The organism is Pseudomonas sp. W2Oct36 (genome assembly GCF_041060465.1).
GTDB lineage: Bacteria > Pseudomonadota > Gammaproteobacteria > Pseudomonadales > Pseudomonadaceae > Aquipseudomonas > Aquipseudomonas graminis_B.
The window spans coordinates 575,695-594,284 of record NZ_JAUERW010000001.1 but is presented as its reverse complement, the minus strand read 5'-3'; the positions used below and the strand labels follow the sequence as shown (position 1 = coordinate 594,284).

The following is an 18,590-nucleotide window of genomic DNA, read 5'->3' as shown; positions in this document are numbered from 1 at the left end:
AAAAAGGCGGTCAATTGATCCGGTTCATTCAGATACGTTCCATCTTGGGCAACCACACGCGAATCAGCGAGAACAGCCGGTCCAGGTCAATCGGTTTCGCCAGGTAGTCGTTGGAACCGGCCTGCAGGCAGCGATCCTGATCGTCTTTCATCGCTTTGGCGGTCACGGCAATGATCGGCAGCTTGCGCCAGCGCGGGTTCTTGCGAATCTCGATGGTGGCTTCGTAGCCGTCCATCTCCGGCATCATCACGTCCATCAGCACCAGATCGATGTCCTCGACGGTATTGAGCTTCTCGATCGCCTCCAGGCCATTGCGCCCCACCTCGACGATGGCGCCTTTGTGCTCCAGCGCGCTGGTCAGGGCGAAGATGTTGCGTACGTCGTCGTCGACCACGAGGATCTTGCGCCCTTCGAACACACGGTCGCGACTGCGCGCGGTCTTCAGCATCTTCTGGCGCTCGTTCGACATCTGCGACTCGACCTTGTGCAGGAACAGCGTCACCTCGTCGAGCAACCGTTCCGGCGAGCGCGCGCCTTTGATGATGATGGTGCGCGAGTACTTCAGCAGCTCGGCTTCTTCGTCACGGGTCAGGTTGCGGCCGGTGTAGACGATGACCGGCGGGAACGCGCAGATCTCGTCGATGGACATGCGCTTTAGCAACTCGTTGCCGAGCATGTCCGGCAGTTTCAGGTCGATGATCATGCAGTCGTAGGCGTTGTCGCGCAGCAGATCAAGGGCGTCCTGAGCGAAGCCGACTGCCGTGATCTCGATGTCATCGTCGCCGATCAGGCGCGCGATGCTGTCACGCTGCAAGGCATCGTCTTCGACCAGCAGGATGCGTTTGACCTTCTGGGTGAGCTTGGCTTCGAGGCGGGCGAAGACATCCTTGAGCTCTTCGCGGGTGGTCGGTTTGACCGCGTAGCCGATGGCGCCCATTTGCAGCGCCGCTTCCTGACGGTCTTCGACGGAAATGACGTGCACCGGGATGTGGCGGGTGCTTGGCAGCTCTTTCAGACGTTGCAGGACCGTCAGACCGGAATGGTCCGGCAGGCGCATGTCCAGCAGCACAGCGTCCGGAATAAACGAGGAGGCCAGGTCGAAGCCTTCGTCGGCGGCATGGGCCACCAGGCAGTTGTAGCCCAGTTCATGGGCCAGATCGTAGAGGATGTGGGCAAAGCGCACTTCGTCTTCGATGACCAGGATGCAGCGATTGCTGAACGGCGCCTTCTCGCGGTCATCAGCGAAGCGCGGAATGGGTGTTGCCGCCGCCGCAGGCTTGGCAGCGACAGGCGCAGGCGGCGTGATGCGGGCTGGAACCGGCGCAGGCTGCACAGCCGCTGCTGGCCCCTCGACGTACTGTGAAGGCTCGACTTCGACGTACTCTTCCGGCATGACCAGGGTGAAAATACTGCCCTGCCCCGGCGCGCTGGTCACGCTGATCGAACCGCCCAGCAGGCGGGCCAGATCGCGGGAAATCGACAGCCCCAGGCCCGTGCCGCCGTAACGGCGATTGGTGGTGCCGTCGGCCTGACGGAACGCTTCGAAAATGCTCTCCTGCTGCTCCTCGGCGATGCCGATCCCGGAGTCGCGAACGGTGAAGGCCACGCCCTCGCCCGGCTGACGGGACACGGTCAGGCTGACGGTGCCGCTTTCGGTGAACTTGACGGCGTTGGACAGCAGGTTCTTGAGGATCTGCTCCAGGCGCTGGCGATCGGTGTACAGCGAGACCGGCGTGCCTGACTGAATCTCCACCGAGAACTCCAGCTTCTTCTCGGCCGCCAACGGTTCGAAGGTCATGCGCAGGCCTTCGACCAAGCGGCTGACGCTGCTGTTTTCCGGCCGCATGTCGAGCTTGCCGGCTTCGACTTTGGAGATGTCCAGAATGTCGTTGATCAGGTTGAGCAAGTCATTACCGGCGGAGTAGATCGATTCGGCAAACTTGACCTGCTCGGCGGTGAGGTTGTCCTGCGGGTTTTCCGCCAGCAGCTTGGCCAGAATCAACGAGCTGTTGAGCGGCGTGCGCAGCTCGTGGGACATGTTGGCCAGGAACTCGGATTTGTACTTGCTTGAGCGCTGCAACTCGTCGGCGCGGGCTTCCAGTTCAATCTGTGCGATGTGCAGTTCTTCATTGTTGCGGTCCAGCGCATCACGCTGATCGCCCAGCGCCTTGCTCTGCTCGGCCAACTGTTCGTTGGTCTGCTCAAGCTCCGCCTGCTGGATTTCCAGGTGCGCCTGGGACTCCTTGAGAATCCGCGACTGTTCTTCCAGCTCTTCATTGGCGGTGCGCAGTTCTTCCTGCTGCACTTGAAGCTCTTCGTTGAGCTGCTGGGTTTCGGCGAGCACTTCCTGCAAACGTTGACGGTAGCGGGCTGCCTCGATAGAGGTGCCCACGTTCTCGGCCACCAGCTCAAGGAACTCCAGGTCACGGGGCGTCAGCTCGCGAAGAAAGCCCAGCTCGATCACGCCGTTGACGTGGTCATCGTTGCTGGTCGGCACCACCACGACGCTGCGCGGTGAGCCTTCACCCAGGCCGGAGGTGACTTTGAAATAGTCCTGAGGGACGTTGTCCAGGGTGATGATCTGATCCTGCTCGGCCGCCTTGCCGACCACGCCCTCACCGCTGTAGATCGACTGCTCGTGCTGTTCCTGCTCGCGGGAGAAACCATAGGACGCCACGCGCACCAGACCGCCATGCTCCTGGCGTACGTACACCGCCGCCACCACCGCACCCAGGTACTGGGCGAAGAAATGCAGCACGTTGCGGCCCAGCAGATTGAGGGTGAGCTGGCCGATCACCTGCTCGGCAAGTTCGCTCTGACCGTTGCGCAGCCAGGCGACATGGGACAAGCGATCAGCGTCCAGCTGTTGCGCCCGCAGGTTGGCGGCGTAGGTGTTGGACAGCGTGGTCATGTCACGACGTCCGACCCAGGCGAGAATCCCGCTGACGATCAGAATGAACGTGACGTACAGCGAGACCGACATCACGGTGGTGTGGGTCACGTCGGTGTTGCGTGTCAGACGCAGCTGGTGCTCGACGTTGGCCGCCTGCTCGTATTGATCACGCATCTCGTCGGCCAGGCGCTTGCCGCGACGCTCCTTGATCGGCGTCTGATAGTCGCCACCGGCGCGGCGCAGATTAATCATCTCCTGGGCGAAGTCGTTCCAGGATGATTGCAGCGCGGCCAGTCGCTTGAAGCGGTCGACCTGATCCGGGTTATCGGCGACCAGTTCTTCAAGGCCCTGGAGCTCGCTCATGATGGCCGGCTTGGCCACTTCGTAGGGGTCGAGGAAACGCTCATCGCCGGTCAGCAGAAAGCCGCGCATGCCGGTTTCCATGTCCACCGAGAGCTTGAGCGAGCGATTGAGGTTGTTGATGACCCGGTCTGTGTGTTCGACCCACTGAATGGCCGACAACAGATAAGAGATCAGAATGACGAAGAAGGCCGCACTCAGCACGCCGACGGCCAAAGGTAAACTGACGTTGCGACTTAACAGTTTGCGGAAACGTTGCTCATCGACTGCAGAGTTGGTGATCATCGCGAGGGCTCAGGCGGATTCGTCTAAACGACGGAGTTTGCCGCAAACCTCGGCAAAAACTCCAGCGTACGACGTAGAAGATTGAATTTTCTGACATTAGATCGGGAACAATCAGGCCGGCACTGTACATTTGAGTGCAGCCAAAAAGCCATTACACTCAATTGAATCGTGTTGTTGCGGCTCAGAACTTGGCACAATTGCGCGCCCAGCGAAACGCTGTAAGCCCCGATGCCGTGCGATGCGCTCCCTGCCCAATTAAGGAACTTGCCATGTCCGATTCACCCCGCACGATTCTGGTGGTCGAAGATGACAACATCGTCAGGATGTTGATTGTCGACGTCCTCGAGGAGCTTGAGTACACCGTGCTGGAAGCAGCAGATGCCGCCGAGGCCCTTGCGGTCTTGCACAACGCTGGCCAGACCATCGACTTGATGATGACCGACCTGGGCCTGCCGGACATGAACGGCAAGGACCTCGCCGTCAAGGCACGTGAGGCCCGCCCGGACATCCCGGTGCTGTTCGCCAGCGGCTACGCGGATTCCGTTGATGTGCCTGAGGGCATGCACAATATCGGCAAGCCGTTTTCCATCGACCAGCTGCGTGACAAGGTAAAGGGCATCCTTGGCGACTGAGCAACTGGCGCAGCGATCCCCGATCCATGTGCTGATCATTGGCTACGTCTGGCCCGAGCCGCGATCGTCTGCGGCCAGCGGGCATGTCATGCAACTCATCGACTGTTTTCTCGAACAGGGCTGGCAGATCACCTTCGCCAGCGCCGCCACTGAAGGCGAGCACAAGGCCGACCTGGCCGCGCTGGGCATCACGGAAGTCGCCATCGCCCTCAACCACAGCAGCTTTGACGCCTTCATCCATGAGCTGCAGCCCGACGTGGTGTTGTTCGACCAGTTTCTGATGGAGGAGCAGTTCGGCTGGCGGGTGGAGAAGCACTGCCCGAACGCCCTTCGCCTGCTTGAGAGCTCCGACTTGCAGAGCCTGCGCCATGCCCGTCATCAGGCGATCAAGGAACGCCTCGACGGCAAGCCCGATGCTGACCTGACTGACTATTTCCAGACGCCCCGGGATCAGCTGTTCACCCGGATGGCGACCACTGACTTGGCCCAGCGCGAGATCGCCGCGATCCACCGCAGTGACCTGAGCCTGATGGTCTCCGACGTCGAAATCGGGCTGCTGACCCAGGCATTTTCGGTGCCCGCGGCTCAGCTCCATTGGGTCCCGCTGCTGGTAAGAGAGCCGCGCGAGGCGCCCCTTGGCCCGCGAAGCTTTGAAGACCGGGCGCATTTCATCACCATCGGCAATTTCCGCCACGCCCCGAACTGGGATGCTGTGCTATGGCTGAAAAACACCGTCTGGCCGCTGATTCGCGCGCAACTGCCCACTGCTCAGGTTCATGTGTATGGGGCCTACACGCCGCCCAAGGCTGCGGCATTGCATAACGCCGCCCAGGGGTTTCACATCATGAACTGGGCCGAAGACGCGCTGGAAGTGATGGGCGCTGCGCGGGTGTCCCTGGCGCCGTTGCGATTCGGCGCGGGAATCAAGGGCAAGATCATCGATGCCATGGTCTGCGGCACACCCACCGTGACGACGCCCATCGGCGCCGAGGCCATGCACGGCGAACTGGCATTTCCCGGCGCCGTGGCCTGTGAGGCGCAAGGGCTGGCAGACGCGGCGGTCAGTCTTTACAGCGATCAGGCGCGCTGGGAAAAGGCACAACAGGACGGCTGGCAATTGCTGCCGGCGCGCTTTGGCCATAACCGCCATTGCGCCGTGCTGATCGACCGTATCCTCACATTGCAGGACACGCTGCAGGCCCATCGCGCGGCCCACTTCACCGGCGCCATGCTTCGCCATCATCAGCACAAGAGCACGCAGTACATGTCTCAATGGATCGAGGCCAAGAACAAGAACGCCTGAAGCGTTTATCTAGCGGACGGCGCGGCGCAACAGGTAGGTGTCCATGATCCAGCCTTTCTCTGCCCGCGCGGTTTCACGCGCCTGACGTATCTGCGCGCTGACCTCGTGCAGCGGGCCTGAAATGAGCATCTCGTCAGGGGTGCCGAGGTAGGCGCCCCAATAGATGTGTAAATCCTGATCGACGAACCGCTCGAAGGTGCAATAGGCGTCGAGCATCACCACACTGTTGCTGATGTACTCGCCCTGCTCCGCTGCAAGCTCCCGGCCGGTGGTGATGTGGATCGGCTCGCCGATGCGGTTCAGGCCGATGCGGTGCCCGGCGGCGAGCGCCTGCACGCTGGTGATACCGGGAATGACGTCGTAGGCAAATGACTCACGGCCGCGGGCGAGCACCTGATCGAGAATCTTCAGGGTGCCGTCATACAGCGCCGGGTCGCCCCACACCAGAAACCCGCCGGTCTCGCCCGCCTTTACTTCATCGGCGATCAGTTGCTCGAACAACACGGCCCGCTGCTCGTGCCAGTGTTCGACCCCGCTGCGGTAAGACGGCGAATCGTCCTTGCGCCGGGGATCGCTCACCTGCACCAAACGATAGTCATGGCCCTCGATGTAGCGCTCGCAAATCTCCCGGCGCAACGCCAGCAGGTCGTCATTGGCGTAGCCCTTGTCGAGCATGAAAAACACCTGGGTGCGGTTCAGCGCCTTGATCGCCTGGATGGTGATGTGCTCGGGATTGCCTGCGCCGATGCCGATCACGAGGATTTTTTTCATGGGGTGGCGGTTCTCTGAAGGCGTTCGCAGAAGGTGCTCCCAATACGCAGGGAAGCGGCATTCCGAGCATCTATTCGTGCAGCTCGCGCAACGCAGCTGTTGCCAGAAAGCCCGAGCGCGATCGGTAACGTTGATCGCTCCTGACACGGGCATCGATGCGCTCCAGCAGCACTTCCGGCAGTGTCGCATTGAACCGCACTGAGCGACCGAAATACGGTGCCACGTCAAATTCGACCACAGCCCACACGCCGCCTTGATAGTCCGGATTATGGATATGCGCGTCGATGTCCATCGGCTGCGGCAGCGCCTCGCCATCAGCGACCAGCCCTTCAAAATGCAGCGCCAGGGCTTCTTTCACATTGTCCAGCGCTTGGCCAATGGTCGCGCCAGCGGAAAAACAGCCCGGAATATCAGGCACGGTGACGCCGTACACTGAGTCGGGATCCTTATGTAAAACGACGGGTAATTTCATGTTTTTATCCTTCCGAGCCGATTTGCTTCGAGACATTCATTTGAGGCCGGCCTGCTTCAATATGCTGTGAACCGTCCCTTTTGGCAGGTCATCTTTGGGATGAGGGACCGTGACACGTCCCTGTTTTATCGGGTGCTTGTATTGACGATGACTGCCTTTGTCCTCGACCACATACCAACCGTCGTCCTCGACCCTTCTGATCATGTCCCTGCTCCGCATCAGCCTATCCCTTTGTTGACTGATGTGGATAGTACACACCGCACTTTATTGCGCCACCGCTTGGGAAATCTTTTAAGCGACGGTATGTAACGTGATCCCGGGACGATCCCGCTGCGCGCCCCTCTCTTGCTAAAGCCGGCCCCTCTGAAGTCGTGCGCCCATCTGCCTCTGTTTAACGCCTGTATCTGTATTCCGCCCGACAAATAGTGCACATTAACCTCACGCCATTCTCCAGACCGGCACACGCATGACCAAAACAACAAGAGTCACCGACCCCGCCTATGAGCTGATGGATGACCATAACGGTCTGTCGATCATCTACCGTGAGCATGGCTTTCCCTGTCCACTGGTGCGCTGGCATTTCCACAAGGAATACGAGCTGCACCTGATCGTTGCGAGTTCCGGCAAGGTCTTCGTCGGCGATTACATCGGCAATTTCTACCCCGAGACGCTGTTCCTCACCGGCCCCAATCTGCCCCATAACTGGATCAGTCAGATCGCGGAAGACGAGGTCGTGCCCAAACGCGACATGCTGGTGAACTTCACCGAAGAGCTGCTCGAAAGCGGCAATCAGGTGTTTGCCGAACTCAAGGCCCTGGCGCCGTTGCTCGAGCGCGCCCGGTACGGCATTGAATTCCGCTGCAAGCGGACCCTCCGCCAGGCCACCAAGCTGATGCAGAAAATCGCCGACACCACGGGCATGACCCGGCTGGGGCACTTTTTCATTTTGCTGGAAGTGCTGGCGGCCAGTGATGATTTCCAGTTGCTGTCGGGCACCACCGCGTCCCAGCTGTCCGACGATCACGCCGTGGAGCGCACCAACAAGGCCGTCGATTACATCTTCACCCACTACGCCCGCGAGCTGCCGCTGGAAGAAGTGGCCGAATACCTGGGCATGAAGCCGACGTACTTTTCTCGGGTGTTCAAGCAGGCCACCGGGCGCTGCTTTGTGGAATTCGTCAACCGGCTGCGGATCAGCAAGTCCTGTGAATTGCTCGCCGATGGCGATCGGCCGGTGACCGACGTCTGCTTCGAGTCAGGCTTCAATAACATCTCCAACTTCAATCGACGTTTCCAGAAACTCAAAGGCATGACCCCCTCGCACTACCGACGCCTCGCTGTACAGCGCCTGACCGAACAAAACCTGTACTGATTCGTTGCCCCATCGCACCCTTCAACTACGCTGGAACTGCCCCACCCCACGCGCTGGCGCAGTTGTGCAGCGCGCCCGTCGGAAACCTCAGTGCAAAAAAGTATCAGTTCAAGTGCGCCGCAGGATTTGTCAACCAGCGCGCACAAGGCTGTAATCAGCTGACATTCTTCCTGGCCTCCGGAAGAAACAAAAACAATAACCAAGCTTCTGACGTCCGCCTGGGCGCAGAAGAGGAGTGATAAATGAAGACCTCTGCAAATGTTCTCCTTGCCGGTACCTGTCTGACCCTCCTGTCCCTCTGCGCCACCGCCACTGCCGGTGAAGTCACCATCGCCACCGTCAACAACAGCGACATGATCCGCATGCAGCGGCTGTCCAAGACCTTCGAAGAACAGCACAAAGACATCAAGCTCAAGTGGGTGGTGCTGGAAGAGAACGTGCTGCGTCAGCGCCTGACCACCGACATCGCCACAAAAGGCGGCCAGTTCGACGTGTTGACCATCGGCATGTACGAAGCCTCACTCTGGGGTGCCAAGGGCTGGCTCAAGGAAATGAATGACCTGCCGGCGTCCTACGCGCTGGACGACGTATTTCCTTCGGTACGCGACGGTTTGTCGGTCGACGGCAAACTCTTCGCCCTGCCGTTCTACGCAGAAAGCTCGATCACCTACTACCGCAAAGACCTGTTCAAGGCCGCCGGCCTGACCATGCCGGAGCGTCCAACCTGGACGCAGATCTCCGAATTCGCCGACAAACTCACCGACAAGTCCAAGGAACAGTACGGCATCTGCCTGCGCGGCAAGGCCGGCTGGGGCGAGAACATGGCGCTGATCACCACCATCGCCAACTCGTTTGGCGCCCGCTGGTTCGACGAACAGTGGAAGCCGCAATTCGACCAGCCTGAATGGAAGAACGCGCTGACCTTCTACACCAACGTCATGAAGAAGGACGGCCCACCCGGCGCCTCCAGCAACGGCTTCAACGAAAACCTCGCCCTGTTCAACAGCGGCAAGTGCGCAATCTGGGTCGATGCCAGCGTGGCCGGCTCGTTCGTCACCGACAAATCACAGAGTAAAGTCGCCGACAGCGTAGGCTTCACCTATGCGCCGCACGAAGTCACCGACAAAGGCTCGGCATGGCTGTATTCGTGGGCTCTGGCGATTCCGACCAGCGCCAAGAACGACAAGGACGCCCGCGCCTTCACCGAATGGGCCACGTCCAAAGAGTACGCCGCGCTGGTCGCCGAGAAAGACGGCGTGTCCAACGTGCCGCCAGGCACCCGCGCATCGACCTACACCGATGCCTACAAACAGGCTGCGCCGTTCGCCAACATCACCCTGGAATCCCTCAAGGCCGTGACGCCTAAAGCGCCGACCCTCAAGCCGGTGCCGTATGTGGGCATCCAGTTGGTGACCATCCCCGAGTTCCAGTCGATCGGCACCTCCGTCGGCCAACAGTTCTCGGCAGCACTGGTGGGCACCTCCAGCGTGGATCAGGCATTGACCAGCGCGCAAAGCGTGGCCGAGCGTGAAATGAAGCGCGCGGGTTACCCGAAAAAGGGCTGACACCCGCTGCTTCAAGGCGGCAGGCGCTGATTGCCTGCCGCCCACGTTCACGCTCACGCTTCTGCCCGGTCCGGAGTCAACATGAACACCTCAACCCTCACCCCGCGCACCGCCGCGGCTGACGATAAGTCGTCTGCCAAGGGCAGCGTCACCAAGCCCGGCTGGTTTCTGGTCAGCCCCTCGGTGCTGTTGCTGCTGGTCTGGATGATCGTGCCGCTGGGCATGACCATCTACTTTTCGCTGATCCGCTACAACCTGCTCAACCCCGGCGAAAACGAATTCGTCGGGCTGGAGAACTTCGAATTCTTCGTCACCGATGCCGGCTTTTTGCCCGGCGCCATGAACACGCTGTTGCTGGTCGGCAGTGTGCTGGCCATCAGCGTGATCCTCGGCGTGCTGATCTCGGCGTTGCTGGAAGCCAGTGAGTTTCTCGGTCGCGGCATCGTGCGCGTGCTGCTGATTTCGCCGTTCTTCATCATGCCGACGGTCAGCGCGCTGATCTGGAAGAACCTGATTTTCCACCCGGTGTCCGGGATTCTCGCCTGGGTCTGGAAGCTGTTCGGTGCCCAGCCGGTGGACTGGCTGGCGAATTACCCGATGCTGTCGATCATCATCATTGTGTCGTGGCAGTGGCTGCCCTTCGCGATCCTGATTCTGATGACCGCCATGCAGTCCCTGGATCAGGAACAGAAGGAAGCGGCGCGCCTGGACGGCGCCGGCCCGATCGCCATCTTCTGGCACCTGACCCTGCCGCACCTGGCGCGCCCGATCGCCGTGGTGGTGATGATCGAAACGATCTTCCTGCTCTCGGTGTTCGCCGAAATCTTCACCACCACCAACGGCGGCCCGGGCTTCGCTTCCACCAATCTGGCGTACCTGATCTACAACCAGGCACTGCTGCAATTCGACGTAGGCATGGCATCGGCGGGCGGCTTGATTGCCGTCGTGATTGCCAACATTGCCGCGATCATCCTGGTACGGATGATCGGCAAAAACCTCACCGACAAGTCTTGAGGGCAAGGCCATGATGACGCTCAAACAATCCCGTCGCCTGCAAAGTGCCCTGCTCGGCACCTTGTCGTGGCTGATCGCGGCGCTGATTTTCTTCCCGATCTTCTGGATGGTCCTGACCAGCTTCAAGACCGAGATCGACGCGTTCGCCACGCCGCCGCAGTTCATCTTCACACCGACCCTGGAAAACTACCTGCACATCCAGGAGCGTAGTGACTACTTCCACTTCGCCTGGAACTCGATCCTGATCTCTTTCAGCGCGACGATCCTGTGCCTGCTGATCGCGGTGCCGGCGGCCTACTCCATGGCGTTTTTCGAAACCAAACGGACCAAGGGCACGCTGCTGTGGATGCTCTCGACCAAGATGCTGCCGCCGGTAGGCGTGCTGATGCCGATCTACCTGCTGGCCAAGACCTTCGGCCTGCTGGATTCGCGCATTGCGCTGATCGTGATCTACACGCTGATCAACCTGCCGATCGTGGTCTGGATGATTTACACCTACTTCAAGGACATCCCCGGGGAAATTCTCGAGGCGTCTCGGCTGGACGGTGCCACCACGCGCCAGGAAATCTTTCGCGTGCTGATCCCGATCTGCAAGGGCGGGCTGGCATCGACGGCGCTGCTGTCGCTGATCCTGTGCTGGAACGAGGCGTTCTGGTCGCTGAACCTGACCTCCTCGAATGCCGCCCCGCTGACCGCGTTGATCGCCTCGTATTCCAGCCCCGAAGGCTTGTTCTGGGCCAAATTGTCGGCGGTGTCGACCCTGGCCTGCGCGCCAATCCTGATCTTCGGCTGGATCAGCCAGAAACAATTGGTCCGCGGGCTGTCGTTTGGTGCGGTGAAATGATCGACACATGATGGTTTCCACGCTCTGCGTGGTAACGATCCCGGGCAGATTTTTAGCCTCTGAACTTTGAAGAATAAAACTGGAGCCCCTCATGGCTAACCTGACAATCAGAAATCTGCAAAAAGGCTTCGACGGCCACCAGATCATCAAAGGCATCGACCTGGACGTGAAAGACCGTGAATTCGTGGTCTTCGTCGGTCCGTCGGGCTGCGGCAAATCCACCCTGCTGCGCCTGATCGCGGGCCTTGAAGACGTTACCAGCGGCAGCATTGAACTGGATGGCCGCGAAATCACTCAAGTCACCCCGGCCAAGCGCGACCTGGCGATGGTGTTTCAGACCTACGCGCTGTACCCCCACATGACCGTCGGCAAAAACCTGTCGTTCGCCCTGGACCTGGCTGGCACGCCGAAGGCCGAGGTCAAGAAAAAAGTCGATGAAGCCGCGCGTATCCTCGAGCTGGGCCCGCTGCTGGAACGCAAGCCCAAGCAGCTGTCGGGCGGTCAGCGCCAGCGCGTTGCAATCGGTCGCGCCATCGTGCGCAACCCGAAAATCTTCCTGTTCGACGAACCGCTGTCCAACCTCGACGCCGCCCTGCGCGTCCAGACCCGGCTGGAGTTGTCGCGCCTGCACAAAGAGCTGCAGGCAACGATGATCTACGTGACCCACGATCAGGTCGAAGCCATGACCCTGGCCGACAAAGTGGTCGTGCTCAACGGCGGTCGCGTCGAACAGGTCGGCTCGCCGCTGGAGCTGTACCACCACCCGGCCAACCTGTTCGTCGCAGGTTTTCTGGGCACGCCGAAGATGGGCTTCCTCAAGGGCATCATCAGCGGCGTCGAGGCCTCCGCCTGTGAAGTCACCCTGGACGCCGGGACAAAAGTCCTGCTGCCCTTCACCAACGCGCAACAGAGCGTCGGCGACTCGGTGACCCTGGGGATTCGCCCCGAGCACCTGGAGCTGGCCAACGAAGGCGATTGCCAGCTGACCGTCATCGCCGACGTCAGCGAACGCCTGGGCAGCGACACCTATTGCCACGTGCGCACCACCTCCGGCGAGCCGCTGACCATGCGCATTCGCGGGGACCTGGCCAGCCAGTACGGCGAGACCCTGAAACTGCACCTGAACAGCGCGCACTGCCACCTGTTCGACGCCCAGGGCCAGGTCATCCGCCGCGCGCTGCAGGCCGCTGCCTGATCCCTCGCACTCCACCGCATTCGGGAACACCGTCATGAAACTGAACAAGCAGAACCTCTCCAACCTGGGCGCCGGTATTGCCATCCCCGCCTACTCCCTTGACGAGCGTCGCCAGGGCATCGTGCACATCGGCGTCGGCGGTTTTCACCGCGCCCACCAGGCGTTTTACACCGATGCGCTGATGTCCCTCGGAGCCAATGAAGGCAGCGGCGAAGGCCTGGACTGGGCCATTTGCGGGGTCAGCCTGCGCGAGGAAGACCGTGCCAATTTCGAGGCGCTGAAGGGCCAGGACTTTCTCTACACGCTGTTCGAACTGGGCGACACCCCGGACACCGAAACCCGGGTGATCGGCGCCATGAGCCAGATGCTCATGTCCACCGACAGCGACCTGACGCTGATCGACAAACTGGCCAGCCCGGACATCCGCATCGTCTCGCTGACCATCACCGAAGGCGGCTACTGCATCGACGACAGCACCGGCGAATTCATGAGCCACCTGCCGCAGATCCAGTACGACCTCGAACACCCCGCCACACCGAAAACCGTGTTCGGTTATCTGTGCGCCGCCTTGACCCGCCGCCGCGCGGAGGGCACACCGGCGTTCACCCTGATGTCCTGCGATAACCTGCCGCACAACGGCGCGGTGACACGCAAGGCCCTGCTGGCCTTCGCCCAACAGCGCGACCCGGAACTGCATGACTGGATCGCTGAGCACGTCAGCTTCCCCAACGCCATGGTCGACCGCATCACGCCGATGACCAGCACCGCCCACCGCCTGCAACTGCACGACCAGAAAGGCATCGACGACGCCTGGCCGGTGGTCTGCGAGCCGTTCGTGCAATGGGTGCTCGAAGACAAATTCGTCAACGGCCGTCCGGCCTGGGAAAAGGTCGGTGTGCAGTTCACCCACGACGTCACTCCGTACGAAGAAATGAAGATCAAGCTGCTCAACGGCAGCCACTTGGCGCTGACCTATCTCGGGGCCTTGAAGGGCTATCGCTTCGTCCACGAAACCATGAACGACCCGCTGTTCGTCGACTACATCCGCACCTACATGGACCTGGACGTCACCCCGCAACTGGCGCCGGTGCCGGGCATCGACCTGACCGAATACAAACAGACCCTGATCGATCGGTTCTCCAATCAGGCGATTGCCGACCAGCTGGAGCGAGTGTGCTCCGACGGCTCGTCGAAATTCCCGAAATTCACCGTGCCAACGATTAATCGTCTGATCGTCGACAGCGGCAACATGGACCGCGCCACGCTGGTGGTTGCGGCCTGGGCGCTGTACCTGCAGGGCAACCGCACCGGCGATTTCACCGGCGAGAACGGCGTTCCGTACACCGTCGTCGACCCGCGCGCGGACTTTTGCAAGGCGCTGGTGGCCGATGACGTGCTGGTCACTCAGCGGCTGCTTGAAGTCGAAGAAATCTTCGGTGCGGCGATTCCCCAGTCCCCTGAGTTCGTGGCATCGTTCGAGCACAACCTGAACAGCCTGAAGCAATTGGGCGTCAGCAAAACCCTGGAAAACCTGTTAGCGAAAACCGCCTGAGCTTCATAGGGGAAGAGGTGAATATGTTTCTCGGCATCGATTGCGGTACCCAAGGCACCAAAGCGATTGTTCTGGATGCGGTCAGCGGCAAGGTTCTGGGCGAAGGCTCGGGTGCGCACCACATGATCAGTGGCGCCAACGGTCGCCGTGAGCAGGATGTGCAGGAATGGCTCGATGCGTTCGAGCAAGCCACGGCCGCGGCCCTGCAGCAGGCCGGGGTATCCGGCGCGGACATCCAGGCCATCGGCGTGTCCGGGCAGCAACATGGCCTGGTCATGCTTGACGAAACAGGCCAGGTGCTGCGCCCCGCCAAGCTGTGGTGCGACACGGAATCCGCGCCTGAAAATGATCGGCTGCTGACGTATCTGGGCGGTGAAGCCGGGTCGCTGGAGCGCCTGGGTATCGCCATCGCGCCGGGCTACACGGTCTCGAAACTGCTGTGGAGCAAAGAGCAGTTTCCCGAGCTGTTTGCCCGCATCGACAAAATTCTGCTGCCCCACGACTACCTCAATTACTGGCTCACCGGCCGCAGTTGCAGCGAGTTCGGCGATGCATCCGGCACCGGTTATTTCAACGTGCGCACCCGCGCATGGGACCTGGACATCCTTCAGCACATCGATCCCAGTGGCCGGCTGATCAAGGCGCTGCCGGAGCTGCTCGAGGCGCATCAGCCGGTCGGCACGATTCTCCCCGCGATCGCCGAGCGACTGGGCCTCAACCCGAAGGCCATCGTCTCCAGCGGCGGCGGCGACAACATGATGGGCGCCATCGGCACCGGCAATATCGCGCCGGGCTTGATCACCATGAGCCTGGGTTCGTCGGGCACGGTCTATGCCTTTGCCGACGCCGGCAATGTCAGCGCTCAGCCGTCGGTGGCGACCTTCTGCTCCTCGTCGGGCGGCTGGCTGCCACTGATCTGCACCATGAACCTGACCAACGCCACCAGTGCCTTCCGCGAGCTGTTCGCGCTGGACATCGGCGCCTTCAACGCAGCCGTGGCGTCCTCGCCGATTGGCGCCCAGGGCGTGCTCGTGCTGCCCTTCCTCAACGGCGAACGCGTGCCCGCCCTGCCCCACGCCACCGGCAGCATTCTCGGGCTGGACAGTACCAACCTGACCCAGGCCAACCTGTGCCGGGCGGTGGTCGAGGGCACCACCTTCGGCCTGCGTTACGGCCTGGACCTGTTGCGCGACAGCGGCATTAAGAGCGATAACATCCGCCTGATCGGCGGCGGCGCGAAAAGCGCGGTCTGGCGGCAGATTGTGGCCGACATCATGGACACGCCGGTCATCTGCACCACCGGCACCGAAGCGGCCGCATTGGGCGCAGCGATTCAGGCGGCGTGGTGTCATTCACACGTCGATGCCGGTGGTGACGGCGACGGCGAGTCGCTGCAGGCGCTGACCGAGCGTTGCGTCAGCCTCGACCCGGCCAGCGAAACCCGGCCGGTTGCCGAACACGTTGCGGCGTACCAAGCGGTTTATCAGCACTATCGCACTCAATTGCAGGGCCTCTGACGGACAGCCCCGTCGGCCTTTATGGAGCAACTATGTATCTGGTCTGTGGCGAAGCACTGTTCGACTTTTTCTGTCAGCCGGACAGCGGACAACGCAACAAAGTGGGGTATCAGGCCATCGCCGGCGGTTCGCCGTTCAACGTCGCGGTCGGCCTGCGCAGGCTGGGCATCGATGCCGGTTTTTTTGCCGGGATTTCCAGCGATTACCTGGGCAAGCGCCTGCTGACAGTGCTGGCGGAAGAAGGCGTGCGCGATGACTTTCTGGTGCCTGTCGACGCACCCACCACCCTGTCGATGGTCGCCGTGGGCGCTGACGGCTCGCCGCAGTACAGTTTTCGCGGCGAAGGCTGCGCTGACCGGATGCTGGGCGTCGAGCATCTGCCGACGCTGGACGAGAGCGTGCGTGGCTTGCACGTGGGTTCGTTCTCGCTGGTGGTGCAGCCGGTCGCCGACGCGCTGCTGACGCTGGTGCGGCGGGAAAGCGGCAAGCGCTTGATCACGTTCGATCCCAATGTGCGCCTGAACCCGGCGCCGAGCATCGAGCTGTGGCGCAGTCAGGTGGCGAAGTTCGCCGAGCACGCGCACATCATCAAGGTCAGTGATGAGGACCTGGAGCTGTTGTATCCGGACAAAGAGGCGGCAGCGGTGGCCGAGGGTTGGCTGAAGGACAATTGCCAGTGGGTGATCATGACCCGCGGCCGTCAGGGCGCCACGGTGTTTACGCGGGATTTGGGCACGTGGTCGGTGGCGGCGCGCAAGGTGGAGACGGTGGATACGGTGGGTGCCGGGGATACGTTTCAGGCGGCGTTGATTGCGTTTCTGACGGAGCGGGGTCTGGACGAACCCGCCGCGCTGGCGGGGGTGGATAAGCCAACGCTGACGAAGATGCTGGAGTTTGCGGTGGCTGCGGCGGCGGTGACCTGCACGCGCGAGGGGCCGGATTTGCCCTATCGGGCGGAGGTGGTCTAGGCGACTGGCCCTTCTCAGGTCAAGATCAACAGCGTCTGCCTGGGGGCAGACTGTTTCGCCTTCGGCGCCTTACTTTTGAAAAGCACCAAAAGTAAGCAAAAGTGCCTGCTCTCGGTTTGGCCCTTCCTTCGTCAGGGTTCCTTCACTCCGGTCCCGCTCCGTGGGCCCGCCGCCATCCGCCATCCATGGCGGGGGGCGGCTCTCGCGGCATCCATGCCGCTCGGCCCACTCCACGAGACCTGCGTTCAGCCTGCACCCAAGTCGCGATTGGCGGTGACTGGGCATTTTGTGTACGAAGATCAAAAGCACATCAAGGGCTTCCCGGCTGAAGCCGGTCCTACGATGCGTACGCGGTGCTTTCAGTGGGACCGGCTTTAGCCGGGAAGCTTTTGCTTTTGCCTTCGCTCTTGATCTTCAAACGCAAAGAGCCCAGACACCGCAACACGCGACTTGGGTGCAGGCCGAACGCAGACGACGCGGAGTGGGCCGAGCGGCATGGATGCCGCGAGAGCGCCGTCAGGACATGGATGTCCGTTCGGCGTGGGCCCACGGAGCGTCGTCGGAGTGAGGGAACCCGACGAAGTCGGGCCAAACCGAGAGCAAGCACCCTTGGTTACTTGGGGTGCTTTTCCAAGTAACTCGCCGAAGGCGAAATGCTCTGCCGTTAGGCAGGGCCGCTGTAGATCTTGATCTTGATCTTGATCTAAGCCTTACAAAAGCAAAGCGCCAACAAGCCCACTGATTACCCCGACCAGCATGGTCAGCACCCCCACGATCACCAGCACCTTGGCGTCGAAGGATTTACGCAGCATCAACAGCGACGGCAAGCTCACGCTCGGCAGGGTCATGAGCAACGCCACCGCCGGCGCAGTGCCCAGACCCAACGCCAGCAGCGTCTGTACGATCGGGATTTCGGCCGCCGTCGGGATCACGAACAATGTCCCGACAATCGCCAGCGGCACCAGCCACAACAGGCTGTTGCCCATCGCGCCGTCAACATGAGGGAACAGCCAGACCCGCGCGGCGCCGAGGATCAGCACAGCGATGACGTAGATCGGAATCGTCGTCCAGAACAACTGCCAAATCGTCTTGCCCCAGCGCACCAGCAGGCTGCCTTCCTCTGGCCGCTCGGCATTGGCCACGGCCTCCAGCGCCTGCTCCGGGACGGCTTCCGGGCGGGAAATGCGTTGTGCAACAAGGGACACGCCGATCACCAGCACAAGGCCCGCCACCAGTCGCAGCGCCGTGAAACCCCAGCCCAGCACAAAGCCCATGAACACCAGCGTGGCCGGGTTGAGCACCGGGTTGGCGATCCAGAAGGCCAGCGCCGCGCCCACCGACACGTTCTGCTTGCGCAAGCCCGCTGCCACCGGAGCCGCGCAGCAGCTGCACATCATGCCCGGCAGGGCGAACAGGCCGCCGCGAATGGTCGAGCCGAGTCCGGCGCGGCCGAACATCTTCAGCAGCCAGTCCCGGGGAATCAGCACCTGCAACAGCGAGCCGAGGATGACCGCCAGCACCGCGGCTTTCCAGATCGCCAGGAAGTACACCTGGGCGTACGCCAAAGCGGCAGCCCATGGCGTAGCCGGGTTGTCGTTGATGATCGAGGCGCCGATGGTGTGGGTGTCGGCGGCGATGAAGGATTTCAGGTAATACGGCGACCACTTGACGTAGTACAAGCCGATGGCGGCCACCAGCAGGAACGCCAGGGGTTTCCACCAGAACGACCAGCCGCGGCGTTCGGAGGTGAGCGGGAGGGCAGTCATGACAGGCACCAGAGCAGGAAATCGTGGGGGCGGGATGATACGCCGTGGCCGGGCATTATAGTAGGTGTCGCAAGGTATGTC

At 61.5% G+C, this 18,590-nt stretch carries 15 protein-coding genes; 10 read left to right on the top strand and 5 right to left on the bottom strand.

The window, feature by feature from the left end:
• Positions 1 to 28: 28 nt before the first annotated feature.
• Positions 29 to 3,538 carry a response regulator gene (locus QWI18_RS02625; RefSeq protein WP_369318136.1) on the bottom strand — a complete coding sequence of 1,170 codons (3,510 nt, stop codon included), beginning with the start codon at positions 3,536 to 3,538 and terminating at the stop codon, positions 29 to 31.
• 269 nt (positions 3,539 to 3,807) lie between these two features.
• On the opposite strand from QWI18_RS02625, the gene QWI18_RS02620 reads away from it, so the two are divergent.
• Together QWI18_RS02620 and QWI18_RS02615 are read left to right on the top strand one after the other, a co-directional pair.
• Entirely contained in the window at positions 3,808 to 4,170 is a 363-nt protein-coding gene (locus QWI18_RS02620) for a response regulator (RefSeq protein ID WP_369318135.1), read from the top strand.
• Positions 4,160 to 5,473, top strand: a complete 1,314-nt coding sequence (locus tag QWI18_RS02615; protein WP_369318134.1) for a glycosyltransferase — start codon at positions 4,160 to 4,162, stop codon at positions 5,471 to 5,473. Before QWI18_RS02620 ends, QWI18_RS02615 begins: the two co-directional genes overlap by 11 nt.
• A 9-nt stretch (positions 5,474 to 5,482) precedes the next feature.
• Here the strand turns inward: QWI18_RS02615 and cobF are convergent, their stop codons facing one another.
• From cobF to QWI18_RS02600, 3 genes are all read right to left on the bottom strand, one after another.
• Positions 5,483 to 6,244 (bottom strand): precorrin-6A synthase (deacetylating), encoded by a 762-nt coding sequence (cobF, locus tag QWI18_RS02610; protein ID WP_369318133.1) that lies wholly within the window; start codon positions 6,242 to 6,244, stop codon positions 5,483 to 5,485.
• 70 nt (positions 6,245 to 6,314) lie between these two features.
• The gene (locus QWI18_RS02605; protein ID WP_369318132.1) at positions 6,315 to 6,716 is read right to left on the bottom strand and encodes a type II toxin-antitoxin system HicB family antitoxin; all 402 of its coding nucleotides are present in this window, start codon (positions 6,714 to 6,716) and stop codon (positions 6,315 to 6,317) included.
• Positions 6,717 to 6,752: 36 nt separating this feature from the next.
• A complete protein-coding gene (locus QWI18_RS02600) occupies positions 6,753 to 6,935 on the bottom strand; it encodes a type II toxin-antitoxin system HicA family toxin (protein ID WP_369318131.1) in 183 nt (60 codons plus the stop codon).
• 247 nt (positions 6,936 to 7,182) lie between these two features.
• Here QWI18_RS02600 and QWI18_RS02595 point away from each other — a divergent pair, with 247 nt between their 5' ends.
• The 8 genes from QWI18_RS02595 (at position 7,183) to QWI18_RS02560 (ending at position 16,743) form a co-directional block, all read left to right on the top strand.
• Positions 7,183 to 8,088, top strand: a complete 906-nt coding sequence (locus QWI18_RS02595; RefSeq protein WP_369318130.1) for a helix-turn-helix domain-containing protein — start codon at positions 7,183 to 7,185, stop codon at positions 8,086 to 8,088.
• A 242-nt stretch (positions 8,089 to 8,330) separates the two neighbouring features.
• Complete coding sequence (locus tag QWI18_RS02590) at positions 8,331 to 9,653, top strand: sugar ABC transporter substrate-binding protein (RefSeq protein ID WP_369318129.1); 1,323 nt, start codon at positions 8,331 to 8,333, stop codon at positions 9,651 to 9,653.
• 81 nt (positions 9,654 to 9,734) lie between these two features.
• The gene (locus tag QWI18_RS02585) at positions 9,735 to 10,667 is read left to right on the top strand and encodes a carbohydrate ABC transporter permease (protein ID WP_065991392.1); all 933 of its coding nucleotides are present in this window, start codon (positions 9,735 to 9,737) and stop codon (positions 10,665 to 10,667) included.
• A 10-nt stretch (positions 10,668 to 10,677) separates the two neighbouring features.
• Entirely contained in the window at positions 10,678 to 11,511 is an 834-nt protein-coding gene (locus QWI18_RS02580) for a carbohydrate ABC transporter permease (protein ID WP_065991391.1), read from the top strand.
• Between the two features lie 91 nt (positions 11,512 to 11,602).
• Entirely contained in the window at positions 11,603 to 12,706 is a 1,104-nt protein-coding gene (locus QWI18_RS02575; RefSeq protein WP_074885476.1) for an ABC transporter ATP-binding protein, read from the top strand.
• Between the two features lie 34 nt (positions 12,707 to 12,740).
• A complete protein-coding gene (locus QWI18_RS02570; protein WP_369318128.1) occupies positions 12,741 to 14,258 on the top strand; it encodes a mannitol dehydrogenase family protein in 1,518 nt (505 codons plus the stop codon).
• A gap of 23 nt (positions 14,259 to 14,281) precedes the next feature.
• Positions 14,282 to 15,775 (top strand): xylulokinase, encoded by a 1,494-nt coding sequence (gene xylB / locus QWI18_RS02565; RefSeq protein WP_369318127.1) that lies wholly within the window; start codon positions 14,282 to 14,284, stop codon positions 15,773 to 15,775.
• Positions 15,776 to 15,807: 32 nt separating this feature from the next.
• On the top strand, positions 15,808 to 16,743 hold the full coding sequence (locus tag QWI18_RS02560) for a carbohydrate kinase (RefSeq protein WP_369318126.1): 936 nt from the start codon (positions 15,808 to 15,810) through the stop codon (positions 16,741 to 16,743).
• A gap of 710 nt (positions 16,744 to 17,453) precedes the next feature.
• Here QWI18_RS02560 and QWI18_RS02555 read toward each other — a convergent pair.
• Positions 17,454 to 18,509 (bottom strand): permease, encoded by a 1,056-nt coding sequence (locus tag QWI18_RS02555; protein ID WP_369318125.1) that lies wholly within the window; start codon positions 18,507 to 18,509, stop codon positions 17,454 to 17,456.
• Positions 18,510 to 18,590 lie beyond the last annotated feature (81 nt).